Below are 15,373 nucleotides of genomic sequence, written 5' to 3'. Positions count from 1 at the left end.
AGATGTGTATAAGAGACAGCCTCGTACGCCTGCCCGTTCTCCTGCACCGCGAGGCGCAGCGGCACCTCGGCCCTGCGGCCGGACACCTCGACGGCGGCCGCCGCGATCCGCTCGCCGTCGTGCGTGACGACCACGTCGAGCACCGAGCCGGCCGGCAGCGGGCGCGAGAAGCGCAGCGTCGCGGTGACCTCGCCCGCCGGGACGTCGGCCACCCAGTGCAGCTGCTCGACGTGCGCGGCCGCGACGCCCTCCAGCCACACCGGCTGCCAGATGCCCGTCGTGCGGTGGTACCAGATCGAGTGCGGCTGGCGGCGCCAGTCCTGCTTGCCGCGCGGCTGGGAGACGTCGGCGGGGTCGTCCTCCGCGCGCACGACCACCGTGGCCCGCTCGCCATCGATCAGGTCGGTGATGTCGAAGGAGAACGGCGTGGACCCGCCCTCGTGCCGCCCGGCGAGCCTCCCGTCGACCCACACCGCGCAGCGGAAGTCCACCGCGCCGAAGTGGAGGAGGATGCGCTCGCCGGCCGGCAGCTCCGCCCGCTCGATCACGCGGCGGTACCAGACGACCGGGTGGAAGCCGGTGTCGCCGATGCCGGAGGCGGGCGACTCGAAGGGGAAGGGGATCAGGATGGTGTCGCCGAAGCCCGCGGCGGCGTCGCTGCGCTCCCAGTGCTCGGACAGCCCGCGGTCGTCGTCGTCGAAGGCGAATCCCCACGGCCCTGACAGGTCGGTCCACTCCGGCCGTACGAGCTGGGGGCGCGGATGGGTGCCGTCGAGCCGGGAGGCGAGGGGGAGGCCGGGCGCCGCGTCCGGCAGGGCGTCGGCGATGGCGAGTTCGTCGCTGAGCATCACCCCAGCATGCCGCATCCATCCAGCGCTGTAAAGCGGCGAGGAACGACCGATCAGGACGCGGCGGAGCTCTCGCGTTCGACCAGCGAGAACGCGGCCAGCTCGTGCCTGCCCATGCCGTCGTGCCCCTCGATCCGCTCCAGCAGCATCTCGAGCGCCCGCGCGGCGAGGCCGCGCAGGTCCGGCGCGATCGAGGTCAGCGACGGGTACGTGACGGCGGTCATCGGGGTGTCGTCCCAGCCCGTGATCGCGACATCGTCCGGCACGTGGAGGCCGCGCTCCTGCAGGGCGCGCAGCGCTCCGATCGCGGCCAGGTCGTCGCGGCAGACCAGGCCGTCGAAGCGCAGGCCGCGGTCCAGGGCCGCGCCGACGGCGTGCGCGGCGGCGGCGGCCGACACCGTCTCCGACGCGATGAGCAGCTCGGGCCGGGCGGTCAGCCCGGCCTCCTCGAGCGCGTGCTGATAGCCGGCGATGCGCAGCTGGGAGGTGCGGGTGGGCCCGCGCTCCTCATGGCCGGCGAAGGCGATCCGCCGCCTCCCGAGGGCGAGCAGGTGCTCGGTGGCCGCGGTCGCCGCCGCCACGTTGTCGATCATGATGCGGTCCAGCGTCAGCGGGGCAGCGTTCTCGCCGAGGACGACGATCGGCACGTCGGTCCGGCTCTGCGCCAGCTCGGCGGAGTTCATGACGCTCGGCTGGAACAGCATCCCGTCGACCAGCCCGGACTCGCTCGCCGTCACGACAGCGCGCTCGCCCTCCAGCGTGCCCTCGGTCTGCTCCAGCAGCACCCGGTAGCCGCGGCGCTCCGCCTCGTCGGCGACCACGCGCGCGAGCTGGGCGAAGTACGGCAGCGTCACGTCGGCGAAGGCCAGCGCGAGCAGGCCGGTCCGGCCGGTCGCCAGCCGCCGTCCCATGATGTTGGGCCGGTAGCCGAGCTCGTCGATCGCCTTGCGCACGCGCTCCCGCATCTTGGGGCTGACGTGCGGGTAGTCGTGGACCACGTTCGAGACGGTCTTCATCGAGACGCCCGCGTACTCAGCGACATCCTGCAGTCTCACGGCCATCCGGAACCCCCTCGCCTTCCGCCGGTGTTCACGGCGGGCCAGCTCACTTTACAGCGCAGGCCGCTTGACGACGAACGTATAGCGCTGTAAATTCGCGGAACATGCATAGCGCCGCCACCGGGCGGCGGCATGACCCGCCGCGGGGCGGGCTGCACTCAAGGGAGAGAGATCACATGAAGATGCGTACAGCCGCACGTGCGATCGCGATCGCGGCAACCGTCGGCCTCGGCCTGGCGCTCACCGCGTGCGGCGGAAGCGGGGGCTCGGGAGGCGCGGAGGTCTCCTCGGGCGACTACAAGGGCCCGAAGGTCACCATCAGCTTCTGGAACGGCTGGACCGGCGGCGCAGCACCCGTCCTGGTCCCGAAGCTGATCGACAAGTTCAACTCCGAGCACGACAACATCGTCGTCAAGGACGTCCCGATGGAGTGGGCGGACATCGCGCGCAAGATGCCGCTCGCGATCAAGGCCGGCAAGGGCCCGGATGTCGCGGTCGGCCACGGCGACGACATCGCCACCTACGCGGCGCAGGGCCTCGTGCTCAAGGCCGACTCGATCGTGAAGTCCCTGGGCTACAAGGCGAGCGACTTCCCGGAGGGACTGCTCGACGCCGGCCAGTACAACGGCAGCCAGTACGCGGTGCCGTGGAGCGTCACCCCGCTCGGCCTCTTCGCCAACAAGTCGGTGCTCACCTCGGCCGGGGTCGACGCGGAGAAGCTGCCGGCCGACAAGGAGTCCTACCTCGCCGCGCTCGACAAGCTGAAGGCGGCCGGTGTGCAGGGCGAGTGGGTGGACGGCTACGTCTTCACCGGCACGTTCGAGTTCCAGTCGCTGCTGTGGCAGTTCGGCGGCGACCTCTACAACGAGGACGTCAGCAAGGCCACCTTCAACTCCGACGCGGGCGTCAAGGCGCTCACCTGGATGACCGACCTGATCAAGAACGGCTACAGCCCGAAGGACGTCGCCCAGGACGGCAACATCAACGCCCTGATCGCCGGCAAGACCGCCTTCAACTGGAACGGCGTCTGGCAGACGACGAACACCGCGTTCGACAAGCTGCAGTGGCAGGCCGTCGCCGTGCCGCAGATCGGCACCGAGAAGGCCGTCTGGTCGAGCTCCACGCACTGGATGTTCGCCAACAACAAGGGCCAGGACAAGAACAAGACCGCGGCCGCCGCGACCTTCGTCAAGTGGATGAACGACCACTCCGCCGACTGGCCGCAGACCGGTGAGCTCCCGGCCAAGAACACGGTCCGCAACAACCCGAAGCTGCTGGAGACGTACCCGAACCTCAAGCCGTTCCTCGACGAGCTCGAGTACGCGCACTACGAGACCTCGGCCCCGGGCATCACGACCGTGGGCGCCACCATCACCACGGCGGTCAACGAGGCCATCACCGGCAAGAAGTCGCCGAAGGAGGCGCTGGACGACGCGGTTCAGAAGGCGGACACCCTCCTCAAGCAGAACCAGCAGAAGTACGGCACCGGGAAGTAACGTGACCGGCACCGCACCCCTCGTGGGGGCGCCCGGGCGCCCGCGCGGCCCCCCCCCCCCCCCCCCCCCCCCCCCCCCCCCCCCCCCCCCCCCCCCCCCCCCCCCCCCCCCCCCCCCCCCCCCCCCCCCCCCCCCCCCCCACGCCCGCGCCGCGCCGACGGCCGCAGCCGCACCGGCAAGCGCCGGACCGGCACGGCCTACATCTTCCTGGCGCCGTTCCTCATCCTGTTCGCGGTGTTCGTGCTGTATCCGTCGGTCTTCGGCCTCTGGATCAGCCTCACGAACTGGAGCCCCTTCCGCGTCGACCAGTCCTTCATCGGGCTGCAGAACTACATCGACCTGTTCACGCCGGGCTCCGCGACCTCCGGCGACTTCTGGCAGTCGATGCTGGCGACCTTCATCTTCACCGTCGGCAGCGTCCCCTTCCTGCTGATCGTCCCGCTGCTGGTGGCGGTGCTGCTGAACCAGAGGATCCGCGCGGGATCGTTCTTCCGCGGCGTCTTCTTCGCACCGTACGTGCTCGGTGTCGCCGTCATCGGCGTGATCTGGAAGTACCTGCTCGACACCCAGTCCGGCATCGTCAACCACCTGCTCGGGATGATCGGCCTGCCCGACAACCTGCCGTGGACGGTCGACGTGCCGTGGGCCTGGTTCACCCTCGTCGGCGTGACGGTCTGGTGGACGATGGGCTTCAACACCGTCATCATCCTCGCCGGACTCAAGGGCATCAGCGCCGACCTCTACGAGGCGGCGGCGCTCGACGGCGCGGGAGCGGTGCGGCAGTTCTTCAGCGTCACGCTGCCCGGGCTGCGCCCGGTCATGACCTTCGTGGTGACCATCACCATCCTGGCGAGCGCCAACATGTTCGGGCAGTCGTTCCTCATCACCAAGGGCGGTCCCGGCAACACGACCAGGACGGCGATCATGTACATCGCCGACCAGGGCCTCTCGCAGAACAACATGGCCGCCGCCTCCGCGATGAGCTATGTGCTGTTCGCCTTCCTCGCGATCATCAGCATCATCAACTTCCGCCTGCAGCGCGAGCGGGCAGAGAAGAGCGCCTCATGACGACGACGACCACCCCTGACCTCGAGCAGGCGGAGGCGGGCCGCGCGGTGCCGCAGCGGCGCAGGCAGACGCCGCAGGCCGCGCTCCGCAAGAGCGTGCTCTACGCGGTGCTGATCGTGCTGGCGCTGATCATCATCCTGCCGCTGTTCTGGATCCTGATGACGTCGTTCAAGACCGACGGCGACGCCATCAGGAACCCGTACTCGGCGATCCCGAACCCGTTCTCGATCGAGGCGTACACGACGCTGTCGAGCGGGCAGCAGCCGGTGTTCCGCTGGTTCCTCAACAGCCTGGCGGCGGCGGCGCTGCAGACGGTCATCATCCTGGTCACGGCCTCGATGGCGGCCTACGCGCTCGCCCGGCTGGAGTTCTGGGGCAAGCGGATCGTGTTCGGCCTGATCGTCGCGACCCTGCTGGTGCCTCCGGTCATCTTCCTCATCCCGAACTACCTGATCGTGCAGAACCTGGGCTGGCTCGACAGCATCTGGGCGATCACGATCCCGGGGGCGGCGAGCGCGTTCGGCGTCTTCTTCCTGCGGCAGTTCTTCGTGGGGCTGCCCGTGGAGATCGAGGAGGCCGCGCGCATCGACGGCGCCGGCGACATCCGCATCTTCCTGCAGATCGTCCTCCCGCTCGCGAGGCCGGCCCTCGCGACGCTGGCGGTGCTGAGCTTCCTGTCGAACTGGAACGACTTCCTGTGGCCGGTCTACGTGCTGCTCAGCCCGGAGAACCTCACGCTCCAGCCCGGTCTGTCGCAGCTGCAGGGCGCGTACTCGACGCACTACGCCATCGTCATGGCCGGGGCGGTGATCGCGTCCGTGCCGGTGCTCATCCTGTTCTTCTTCGCGCAGAAGCAGATCGTGGAGAGCGTCGCCACCAGCGGGGTCAAGGGATGAGCCGGGCGCGGGCGGCCGTCGCGCTCGGCGCGGCCGTGCTCGCGGTGGCGGCGCTGGGCGGATGCTCGTCCGGCGCCGCACCGGAGGGCGGCGCGACGGACGCGGCGACCCCCGCGCCGTTCCAGATCGACAGCGACTTCCCCGACCCGGGCGCGCTCGTCGTCGGCGACACGGTCTACGCCTACGCCACCAACGTGCCCGGCACGAATGTGCAGGTCGCGACGAGCGAGGACATGACGTCGTGGACCGTCAGCGACACCGACGCGCTGCCGGAGCTGCCCTCGTGGGCGTCGCCCGGCAAGACGTGGGCGCCCGGCCCCGCGCGGCTGGCCGACGGGCGCTACGCGCTCTACTTCACGGCCGCCGACACCGCGAGCAAGCATCAGTGCATCGGCGTCGCCTTCGCGGACGACCCGGCCGGCCCCTTCACCTCGACGGCCGACAAGCCGCTGGTGTGCCCGGTGGACGAGGGCGGTGCGATCGACGCGAGCGTCGTCGCCGACACGGACGGCAGCCGGTACCTGGTCTGGAAGAACGACGGCAACTGCTGCGGCTACGACACCTGGCTGCAGCTCGCACCGCTCGCCGCGGACGGCGCCTCCCTCACCCGAGAGCCGGTGCGCCTGATCAAGCAGACGCAGGAGTGGGAGGGGAACCTCGTGGAGGCGCCCGTCATCGTCCGCCACGGCGACGAGTACGTGCTGCTCTACTCCGCCAACGACTACGGCGGCGGCTCCTACGCGACCGGCATCGCCACGGCGACGGCGCTGACCGGGCCGTACACCAAGGAGAAGGAGCCGCTGCTGTCCACCACGGGCTCCGGCGGCGCCTACGTGGGCCCGGGAGGCGCGGACCTGGTGACGTTCCAGGGCCGCGACTGGATGCTGTTCCACTCCTGGGACGACGCCGTCGTCTACCGCGGCATGCACGCCGTGCCGGTGACCTGGAAGGACGGCCTGCCGACGCTCGACACCGGGGCTGCGGAATGACGCACCGGCACCTCCACGTCGCCGGGCACTGGGGTCCGGTGTGGGACGGGTACTTCGCCGACCCGTTCGTGCTGCGCCTCCCCGACGGAGGCTACGTCGCCTACGGCACGCACCCCGGCCGTGAGGACGAGCGGGTCTTCGAGGCGCTGCGCTCGCCCGACCTGGTGCACTGGGAGAGCGCGGGCGCGGTGCTGGAGCGCCTCCCCGCCTCCTTCGGTGACGACTACTGGGCGCCGGAGGTGGCGTACGCCGACGGCGCCTACTGGATGTACTACTCGGTGGGCCGCGGGATCGAGGGCCACCACCTCCGCGTCGCCCGCGCCGAACGCCCGGAGGGCCCGTTCCGGGACCTCGGCGTGAACCTCACCGCGGGGGAGGTGTTCGCCATCGACGCGCACCCGTTCCGCGACGAGGACGGCCGCTGGTACCTCTTCTTCGCCCGCGACGTGCTCGACCACGACCGGCCGGGCACGCACCTCGCGGTGGCGCCGCTCGACGACGGCATGACCGCCTTCGCCGGTCCCGTCGTCGCCGCCCTGACCCCGGACGCCGACTGGCAGCTCTATGAGCGCGACCGCGAGATCCACGGCCGCCGCTACGACTGGCACACGCTGGAGGGGCCGGCGGTGCTGCACCGCGACGGCCGCTACTGGCTGACGTACTCCGGAGGAGCGTGGACCGGCCCCGGCTACGCCGTGGGCGTCGCGGTCGCCGACCACCCGCTCGGACCCTGGGAGCACGTCGCGCAGCCTCCGCTGCTCAGCACGCGCGACGGTCTCCGCGGCCCCGGTCACAACTCGCTCACCGTCGCGCCCGACGGCTCCGACATCATCGCGTTCCACTCCTGGGACGCGGAGGCGACCAGCCGGATGCTGCACCTGGGCCGGCTGGAGCTGACGCCCTGAGGGGCGCGGCGAACCGGGCCTGAGAACCACGATGCCGGGCGGTGCGGAGGCTAGGGTCCTCTGCACAGCCCGGCATACGTTCGGGGTTACGATCGGGTGATTGTTCGGGTTCCCCCGACCGCTCTTGAAGCATAGCCGAGAAGGGGTCCTCCATGTCGGCACAATGGAGGACAATTTTGTACCCCACTCGTCCCCAGTGCAGGGGGTGAGTCGAGGCGGCTCAGGCCTGCAGCTCGTGGACGAGCGCCGCGACGAAGTCGTCGATGTCCTGCTCGGTGGTGTCGAACGAGCACATCCAGCGCACCTCGTTGCGGGCCGCATCCCAGTCGTAGAACCGGAAGTGCTCGCGCAGCCGGTCCGCGACGCCCGCCGGGAGGGTCGCGAAGACGCCGTTCGCCTGCGTCGCCTGGCTGAAGCCGACGCCCCGGATGCTGCCGTCGGCGATGCCCGCCTCCAGCGCTCCGCGCAGCCGAGCGGCCATCGCATTGGCGTGCGAGGCCGAGCGGAGGTACAGGTCGTCCGTCAGCAGCGCGATCAGTTGCGCCGAGATGAACCGCATCTTCGACGCCAGCTGCATGTTGAGCTTGCGGAGGTAGATGAGCCCCTCCGACGCCTCCGGGTTCAACACGACGACGGCCTCGCCGTAGAGCATGCCGTTCTTGGTGCCGCCGAAGCTCAGGACGTCGACCCCGGCGTCGGTGGTGAACGCGCGCAACGGCAGGCCGAGGGTGGCGGCCGCGTTGGCGATGCGGGCGCCGTCCATGTGCAGCTTCATGCCCTTCGCGTGCACGTGATCGGCGATCGCGCGGATCTCCTCGACCGAGTACGCGGTGCCCAACTCGGTGGTCTGGGTGATGGAGACCACGAGCGGCTGGGCGCGGTGCTCGTCGCCCCAGCCCCACGCCTCCTGATCGATCAGTTCGGGGGTGAGCTTGCCGTCGGGGGTGTCGATCGTGAGGAGCTTGATGCCGGCCACCCGCTCGGGGGCACCGGCCTCGTCCGTGTTGATGTGCGCGGTCTTCGCGCAGATCACGGCACCCCAGCGGGGGAGCATCGACTGCAGCCCGACGACGTTGGCGCCGGTCCCGTTGAAGACGGGGAAGACCTGCACGCCATCGCCGAAGTGCTCGGCGAACACCTCGTGCAGGCGCTCGGTGTAGACATCCTCGCCGTAGGCGATCTGGTGGCCCTGGTTGGCGGCGGCGATGGCGTCGAGGATCTCGGGGTGCACGCCGGCGTAGTTGTCGGACGCGAACCCGCGGAGGTTCAGGTCGTGGAGTTGGAGTGTCACCCGTCCATCCTCCCATTTCCGCGTACGCCGTTCGCACGGCGTCCGCACATGTCATATACATATGTCAGAGCTAGCATGGCGGGGTGACCTCCCTCGTCGACTTCCACCTGCTGGAGCGCCCGCACCGCGTGGCGTTCAGCGGGATGTCCGACGAGCAGGTGGAGGCCATCGCCCACGCGTGGCGTCGGTGCGGCGTGCAGCCGGTCGGGCGCGGCGACGATCGCGACGCCCGGTCGGCTGCGCTGTCGGCCGCGCTGACCTCGCACCCCGCGGAGGTACGGGTCGGCGCGGACATCGTGTCGCCCGACTTCGGCGAGCTGACCGCCCGGCTGGCGTCGGCGCTGACCAGGGAGGCCATCCTGCGTCGTGCGCGCGACCTCCTGCTGCTCCACGCCGCCGCCGTCTGCGACCCGGTCAGCGGGCGCACCGTGGCGCTGGTCGGGCCGTCCGGACAGGGCAAGACGACCGCCGCGCGCGTGCTCGCGGAGCGCTGGGGCTACGTGACCGACGAGACGGTCGCCCTCCGCGATGACGCCTCCGTCGTGCCGTTCCCGCGCCCGCTCTCGGTGGTCGACGGGCGGCCCGGCCGGCCGAAGCTGCAGCTCGGCCCCGACGAGCTCGGGCTTCGCCGGATCGGCGCCCCGCCGCACCTCGTCGGAATCCTGCTGCTCGACCGTCGGCCCGCAGGAGGCGCCGGGCACGGACCGCGGGTCTCGCGCCTGCCGCTCCACGCGGCCGTGGGCGACCTCGTCCCCCAGATCAGCGCGCTGTCGGCGCGGCCGAACGGGCTGCGGAGGCTGAGCGCCGTCATCGACGCCTGCGACGGCGTGAGCAGCGTGCGCTACACCGACGCGTCCGAGCTGGCCGACCTGGTGCGCCCGCTGCTGGAGTGGCCGCGCCCGACCGCTGCGGAGCCGCGCTTCGCCCAGTCCCTCGACGCGCAGACCCTGCCGGACGGCGACCGGCTCGTGGTGCTGGCGGGGGAGCGGGTCGCCGTGCTCGACGGGATCGCACCGGTGATCTGGCAGGCGTGCGCGCGCTCCGCGTCCATCCCGGCCCTCGTCGGCAGCGTGCTGCGGGCGCACGGGTCGCCGAGCGGCGGGACGCCGGTGGCCGACGTCGTCGCCGTGATCCGGTCGCTCGCGGACGCGGGGCTGCTGACGCGCGTCGCGTGATGGTGCGGCGCTCGTTCTGGCGGGCTGAGTTCTCGCGGGCTCAGGCCTCGCGGGCTCAGGCCTCGCCGAGCGGGAGGCGCACCCCGTTGACCGCGGCGGCCTCCGCCGACCACAGCGCCACGACCTCCTCGCCGAGCCGCTCCTCCAGACCCGCCAGCGTCTTCACGACGAAGATCGTCGCCGCCGACTGCGGGGCCTGTTTGGCGAGCCCCTGCGCGAGCGCGCGGGTCCACGCGTCGGCGGCGGCCTTGGCGGCGGCGTAGTTCGCGCCTCCCGCGTAGGGGTGGTCCACGGCGGTGGACGAGACCATCGCCATCCGGCCCGCGGGCGAGGCGACAATGTCGTCGTAGAACGCGCGCGTGGTGTTCCGCAGCGTGCGGAACCCGCGCTCCAGGAACTCCCAGTCCTCGTCGGTCTGCCCGGCGATCCCGCCTCCGCCGCGCCAGCCGCCTACCAGGTGCACGAGGCCGTCGATGCGGCCCGCCTCCTCGTGGATGCGGGCCGCCAGCCCGGCGACGGCGTCAGGGTCGGCGAGGTCGCAGACACGGGTCTGGACGCCGGGGACGGCGGTCTCGAGCGCCGCCAGCGCCTCCGGCCGGGTGCCGACGGCGAGGACCGTGGCGCCCGCGCCGATCAGCGCACGCGACACGGCCTCGCCGCTGGTGCTCGTCGCCCCCGCGACGAGCACCAGGCGGCCGGCGAGCGGACGGTCGCTCACGCGTCCGTGGTGCCGGTGATGCCGGCGGTGGACTCGATGACGCCCGCCATCTTCTTGTTCAGCGCCTCGTAGAACATCGAGAGCGGGAACTCGTCGTCCAGCACCTGGTCGGTGTAGCCCTTCGGCGGCCCGGCGAGCACCTCGTCCGACAGCCCGCGCGCCCAGTTGGAGGCGGGGTGCGGCGTCAGCGTCTCGGTGAGCATCTCGTAGGCGGCCAGCCAGTGCGCGACCTTCGGCCGGTCGATCGAGCGCCAGTAGAGCTCGTTGATCCGGTCGCTGAGCGCGACGACCACGTCGGGGACGTTCTCCCAGTCGATGGTGAGCTGGGTGTCGGTCCAGTGCAGGACATCGTGCTGGTGCATCCACGCGAACAGCAGCTGCCCGCCGAGACCGTCATAGTTCCGCACCCGGCTGCCGGTGATGGCGAACCGGAAGATGCGGTCGAAGATCACGGCGTACTGCACCAGGTGGGCGTGGTCGCGGATGGCCCGCTGCGCCTCCGACAGCTCGGCGTCCGGCAGGGCGGAGAGCTCCCGCTCCAGCTTCACCGACTCGCGGAAGGCGGTCAGATCGCAGCGCAGCTCCTCCAGCGAGTACAGGAAGAACGGCATCCGCTGCTTGATCATGAACGGGTCGAACGGCAGGTCGCCGCGCATGTGGCTGCGGTCGTGGATGATGTCCCACATCACGAAGGTCTCCTCCGTGAGCGTCTGGTCGTCCAGCATCGCGGCGGCATCGGCAGGGAGTTCGAGCTTCGTGATCTCGGCGGCCGTGCGGACGACCCGGCGGTACCGGGCGGCCTCGCGGTCCTGGAAGATCGCACCCCAGGTGAACTGCGGGATCTCGCGCATCGCCACCGTCTCGGGGAACAGCACCGCCGAGTTGGTGTCGTAGCCGGGCGTGAAGTCGACGAAGCGGAGGGCGACGAACAGCTTGTTGCCGTACTCGCCCGCCTCCAGCTCGGCGATGAACTCCGGCCAGATGACCTCGACGAGCACCGCCTCCACGAGCCGGTTCGCACTGCCGTTCTGCGTGTACATCGGGAAGACGACGAGGTGCCCCAGGCCGTCGACGCGGTGCTGCTGCGGCTGGAACGCGTTCAGCGCGTCGAGGAAGTCCGGGATGCCGAAGCCCTCGTCGCGCCAGCGGCGGAAGTCCGCCTGCAGCGCGGTCAGATAGGCCGCGTCGTGCGGGAACGCCGGGGCGAGGGCGGCGATGGCGTCGACGATCGCGTCGACGTGGGCGGCGGCCGGCTTGTCGGCCTCCTGCTCCACCGAGCCGTCCTTCACCTGGAGCGACTGGAGGGCCGTCGCGGCCTCCTTGAGGCGCAGCCAGGCGGGGTCGGACGCGACCTCGCGGACGGGGCGGCCGTCCTCGACGACCTCGGGCTCCCCGACAATCGCGTCCTGAGTGAACTGCTGGACGAACTGAGACATGACGAACCTCCCGTCATCGGGTCGGCCGCGGACAGCGGCAACGGTGTGGACGGACGCGGACCAGCGCCCTCCACCGAGCCTATCCGCGCATCCCGGACGTTTTGTTGCCCATATCGGCGGAAAAGTGCGTGGTCGGGCGCGGATTCGCAGGGAATCGCTCGTCGGTGGCCGCGGGCGCGCGCGCCCCAGGCGGGCGAGCACAGCCCCGGCGTGCACGTCGGCGCAGTACCGTGGCGGGATGGATGCAGAGCCGCCGCGCCGAGAGCTGCCGCCCGTCGACGACCTGATCGCGATCGGCGAGCGCGCCGACGTCACCGGGTGGGACTTCTCCTGGCTCGCCGGCCGGGCGACGGAGGAGCGACCGCCGTGGGGGTACGCCCGGCTCCTCGCCGAGCGGCTCGCGCGGGCGCAGGCGTCGCTCGACGTCCAGACCGGAGGCGGGGAGGTGCTGGCCGAGGCCGGCGTCCTCCCGCCGACCGCCGTGGCCACCGAGTCGTGGCCGCCCAACGTGTCGAAGGCCACGCGCCTGCTCCATCCGCGCGGTGTGGTGGTGGTCGCCGACCCCGACGAGCCGCCGCTGCCGTTCGCCGAGGGCGCGTTCGACCTGGTGACGAGCCGGCATCCCGCGACGATCTGGTGGGACGAGCTGTTCCGCGTGCTGCGGCCGGGAGGGACGTACTTCGCGCAGCATGTCGGCCCGGCGAGCGCGTTCGAGCTGATCGAGTTCTTCCTCGGTCCGCTGCCGGAGGCCCGTCGCGGGCGGCATCCCGACGACGAGCTGAGCGCGGCGCGCAGCGCCGGCTTCGAGGTGGTCGACCTGCGGACGGCGCGCACGCGCATCGAGATCTTCGACGTGGCGGCGATCGTATACCTCCTCCGCAAGGTCATCTGGTGGGTTCCAGGCTTCACGGTCGACGCGTACCGCGACCGGCTTCGCGAGCTGGATGCGGTCATCCGTCGGGACGGCGTGTTCGTCGCCCATTCCAGTCGGCACCTGGTCGAGCTGCGCAAGCCGTAGGCGGCCCCGCGACCGCGTGCGCCTGCGATGATGGAGGACATGGCGAGAACGGTCAGGGGCGCACGCGTCCTCATCACCGGCGCGGCCTCCGGGATGGGCCGCCTCTACGCCGAGCGCGCGGTGCACGAGGGTGCCCGCGCCGTCGTGCTGTGGGACCGCGACGCGGAGGCGCTCGGTGAGCTGACCCACCGGTTGCGGACCGAGATCCTCGCCGGGCGGACGGCCGCCGCGTGGGGCGCGCCATCGCCGTCGCCGAGCTCGGCCGCCGGACGCCCCGCCTCCACCGTGCTCCCGTACGTGCTCGACCTCGGCGAGCTCGGCGCCATCGCGCAGACCGCGCAGGCTGTTCGCCGCGAGCTCGGCGGCATCGACGTGCTCATCAACAACGCCGGCATCGTGCGCGGCAAGTACTTCTGGGAGCACGACAACGGCGACGACACCCGCGCGACCATGCAGGTGAACGCGCTGGCGCCGATGTACACGACGCGCGAGTTCCTCCCCGGGATGCTGCAGAGCCCCCGTGAGGCCCGCATCGTCAACGTCGCCTCCGCCGCCGGCACGCTCGCGAACCCGCGCATGAGCGTCTACGCGGCGAGCAAGTGGGCGGTCATCGGGTGGAGCGACAGCCTCCGCCTCGAGCTGGCCCAGCAGGGCTTCGGGCACGTGAAGGTGACGACGGTCGCGCCGAGCTACGTCGGCACGGGGATGTTCGAGGGCGCGCGCGGGCCGCTCCTGACGCCGGTGCTCACCCCCGAGTACGTCGCCGATCGCGTGTGGCGGGCGATGCTCGCGGGCCGGCCGATGCTGATGCTGCCCCGGTCCGTCCGGCTGGCGAAGACGCTGCAGGGCGTGCTGCCGCAGCGCGCATGGGACGCGGTGGCCGACCGCGTCTTCGGCGTCTACCACTCGATGGACGCCTTCACCGGCCGGCAGGACTGATCCGTTCTACGGCAGAATGCACGGATCACCCCTGATGTGGTGGATTTCTGTGCTGATTCACATACAGTGTTCCGCACCAGCGTGACTCGTCAGCGCCGAAGGGAGCACATCGTGAGCGATCCGTCCTGGACCCAGGTGGTCAAGACCGTCGAGCCGGAGCAGCCGGAGCTCAAGCGGGCCCTCGGGCCGGGGCTGCTCCTCCTCTTCATCGTCGGCGACATCCTCGGCACGGGTGTCTACGCCCTCACCGGGCAGGTCGCGGCGGAGGTCGGAGGCGCGGCCTGGGTGCCGTTCCTCCTCGCCTTCGGCGTCGCCACGGTGACCGCGTTCTCGTACCTCGAGCTGGTGACCAAGTACCCGCAGGCGGCGGGAGCCGCGCTGTACACGCACAAGGCTTTCGGCATCCACTTCTTCACGTTCCTGGTGTGCTTCGTCGTGATGACGTCCGGCATCACCTCGGCATCGACGGCGTCGCGGGCGTTCGCCGTCAACCTCACGATCGGGTTCGGCATCCCCGACGACAACCTCACGACGCTCCTCATCGCCCTCGGCTTCATCGTCCTGATCATGCTCGTCAACCTGCGCGGCGTCTCCGAGAGCGTGTGGCTCAACGTCGTGCTGACCCTGGTGGAGCTCTCGGGCCTCCTGCTCGTCATCTTCATCGGCCTCTGGGCGATCAGCGGCGGCAACGCGGACTGGTCGCAGGTCGTGGCGTTCGAGACGCCGGAGGACAAGAGCGTGCTGCTCGCGGTGAGCACGGCCACCTCGCTCGCGTTCTTCGCGATGGTCGGCTTCGAGGACTCGGTCAACATGGCGGAGGAGACGAAGAACCCCAGCAAGATCTTCCCGAAGATGATGCTGTCGGGGCTCGGCATCGCCGCCGTGATCTACGTGCTGGTCTCGATCACCGTCGTCGCGCTGGTGCCGATCGGCGAGCTGGCCGGAAGCGAGACCCCGCTGGTGACCGCGGTGGAGGCGGCGGCCCCCGGCTTCCCGATCAACGACCTCCTGCCGTTCATCTCGATGTTCGCGGTCGCCAACACGGCGCTGATCAACATGATGATGGCCAGCCGGCTGCTCTACGGCATGAGCAGGCAGAACGTGCTCCCGCCGTTCCTGTCGAAGGTCGCGGTCAAGCGGCGCACGCCGTGGGCGGCCATCCTCTTCACCACCGCCCTCGCCGTGGGGCTCATCATCTACGTGTCGATCGATCCCGAGGGCTCGATCGTCGCCCTCCTCGGCGGGACGACCTCACTGCTGCTGCTCGCGGTCTTCGCCGTGGTCAACATCGCGGTCCTGGTGCTGCGGCGGCAGCCGGTGGACCACAAGCACTTCCGCACGCCGAGGGTGCTGCCGATCATCGGCGCGATCACCTGCCTGTACCTGGTGCTCCCGTGGACGTCGGGCCGCCCGGGCGGGCAGTACGGCATCGCGCTCGTGCTGCTCGGCATCGGCGTGCTGCTCTGGGTGGTGGAACGCCTGTACGTGCTGGCGCGACGCCTGTCTCTTATACACATCTCCGAGCCCACGAGACCG

General features: G+C 70.9%; 14 protein-coding genes. 9 read left to right on the top strand and 5 right to left on the bottom strand.

Annotated elements, in window-relative coordinates; genetic code table 11:
* Positions 1–848 (bottom strand): sugar-binding domain-containing protein (locus tag ACR9ZG_RS13660; protein WP_481285395.1); only part of this gene is annotated, 848 nt, incomplete at its 3' end.
* Positions 849–901: 53 nt separating this feature from the next.
* Positions 902–1,909, bottom strand: coding sequence for a LacI family DNA-binding transcriptional regulator (locus ACR9ZG_RS13655; RefSeq protein ID WP_481285394.1), 1,008 nt, complete (start codon positions 1,907–1,909; stop codon positions 902–904).
* A gap of 173 nt (positions 1,910–2,082) precedes the next feature.
* On the opposite strand from ACR9ZG_RS13655, the gene ACR9ZG_RS13650 reads away from it, so the two are divergent.
* The 5 genes from ACR9ZG_RS13650 to ACR9ZG_RS13630 all read left to right on the top strand — a co-directional run bounded on the left by ACR9ZG_RS13650 (position 2,083) and on the right by ACR9ZG_RS13630 (position 7,260).
* Positions 2,083–3,402: an ABC transporter substrate-binding protein gene (locus tag ACR9ZG_RS13650; RefSeq protein WP_481285393.1), complete on the top strand. Its 1,320-nt coding sequence runs from the start codon at positions 2,083–2,085 to the stop codon at positions 3,400–3,402.
* A 234-nt stretch (positions 3,403–3,636) separates the two neighbouring features.
* Positions 3,637–4,470: a carbohydrate ABC transporter permease gene (locus ACR9ZG_RS13645; RefSeq protein WP_481285392.1), complete on the top strand. Its 834-nt coding sequence runs from the start codon at positions 3,637–3,639 to the stop codon at positions 4,468–4,470.
* Entirely contained in the window at positions 4,467–5,366 is a 900-nt protein-coding gene (locus ACR9ZG_RS13640; protein WP_481285391.1) for a carbohydrate ABC transporter permease, read from the top strand. The genes ACR9ZG_RS13645 and ACR9ZG_RS13640 overlap by 4 nt, the downstream gene beginning before the upstream one ends.
* Positions 5,363–6,355, top strand: a complete 993-nt coding sequence (locus tag ACR9ZG_RS13635; protein WP_481285390.1) for a glycoside hydrolase family 43 protein — start codon at positions 5,363–5,365, stop codon at positions 6,353–6,355. The genes ACR9ZG_RS13640 and ACR9ZG_RS13635 overlap by 4 nt, the downstream gene beginning before the upstream one ends.
* Positions 6,352–7,260, top strand: coding sequence for a glycoside hydrolase family 43 protein (locus ACR9ZG_RS13630; protein ID WP_481285389.1), 909 nt, complete (start codon positions 6,352–6,354; stop codon positions 7,258–7,260). Before ACR9ZG_RS13635 ends, ACR9ZG_RS13630 begins: the two co-directional genes overlap by 4 nt.
* 220 nt (positions 7,261–7,480) lie before the next feature.
* Here ACR9ZG_RS13630 and ACR9ZG_RS13625 read toward each other — a convergent pair whose 3' ends face one another.
* Entirely contained in the window at positions 7,481–8,551 is a 1,071-nt protein-coding gene (locus ACR9ZG_RS13625; RefSeq protein ID WP_481285388.1) for a threonine aldolase family protein, read from the bottom strand.
* Positions 8,552–8,634: 83 nt separating this feature from the next.
* Between ACR9ZG_RS13625 and ACR9ZG_RS13620 the strand changes: the two genes are divergently transcribed.
* Positions 8,635–9,726: a P-loop NTPase family protein gene (locus ACR9ZG_RS13620; RefSeq protein ID WP_481285387.1), complete on the top strand. Its 1,092-nt coding sequence runs from the start codon at positions 8,635–8,637 to the stop codon at positions 9,724–9,726.
* Positions 9,727–9,781: 55 nt separating this feature from the next.
* On the opposite strand, the gene ACR9ZG_RS13615 is transcribed toward ACR9ZG_RS13620, so the two are convergent.
* A complete protein-coding gene (locus tag ACR9ZG_RS13615) occupies positions 9,782–10,444 on the bottom strand; it encodes an SDR family NAD(P)-dependent oxidoreductase (protein WP_481285386.1) in 663 nt (220 codons plus the stop codon).
* Positions 10,441–11,880, bottom strand: coding sequence for a DUF6421 family protein (locus ACR9ZG_RS13610; protein ID WP_481285385.1), 1,440 nt, complete (start codon positions 11,878–11,880; stop codon positions 10,441–10,443). The genes ACR9ZG_RS13615 and ACR9ZG_RS13610 overlap by 4 nt, the downstream gene beginning before the upstream one ends.
* Before the next feature lie 238 nt (positions 11,881–12,118).
* On the opposite strand from ACR9ZG_RS13610, the gene ACR9ZG_RS13605 reads away from it, so the two are divergent.
* From ACR9ZG_RS13605 to ACR9ZG_RS13595, 3 genes are all read left to right on the top strand, one after another.
* Positions 12,119–12,898, top strand: coding sequence for a class I SAM-dependent methyltransferase (locus ACR9ZG_RS13605; RefSeq protein ID WP_481285384.1), 780 nt, complete (start codon positions 12,119–12,121; stop codon positions 12,896–12,898).
* A 39-nt stretch (positions 12,899–12,937) separates the two neighbouring features.
* Entirely contained in the window at positions 12,938–13,837 is a 900-nt protein-coding gene (locus tag ACR9ZG_RS13600) for an SDR family NAD(P)-dependent oxidoreductase (RefSeq protein ID WP_481285383.1), read from the top strand.
* Between the two features lie 111 nt (positions 13,838–13,948).
* Positions 13,949–15,373, top strand: a 1,425-nt coding sequence (locus tag ACR9ZG_RS13595) for an APC family permease (RefSeq protein ID WP_481285382.1), incomplete at its 3' end; no start/stop codon positions are given.

The sequence above is a fragment of the Leifsonia sp. KNZ12-8B genome, assembly GCF_056755495.1.
This window is presented reverse-complemented; position numbering and strand designations above follow the sequence as displayed.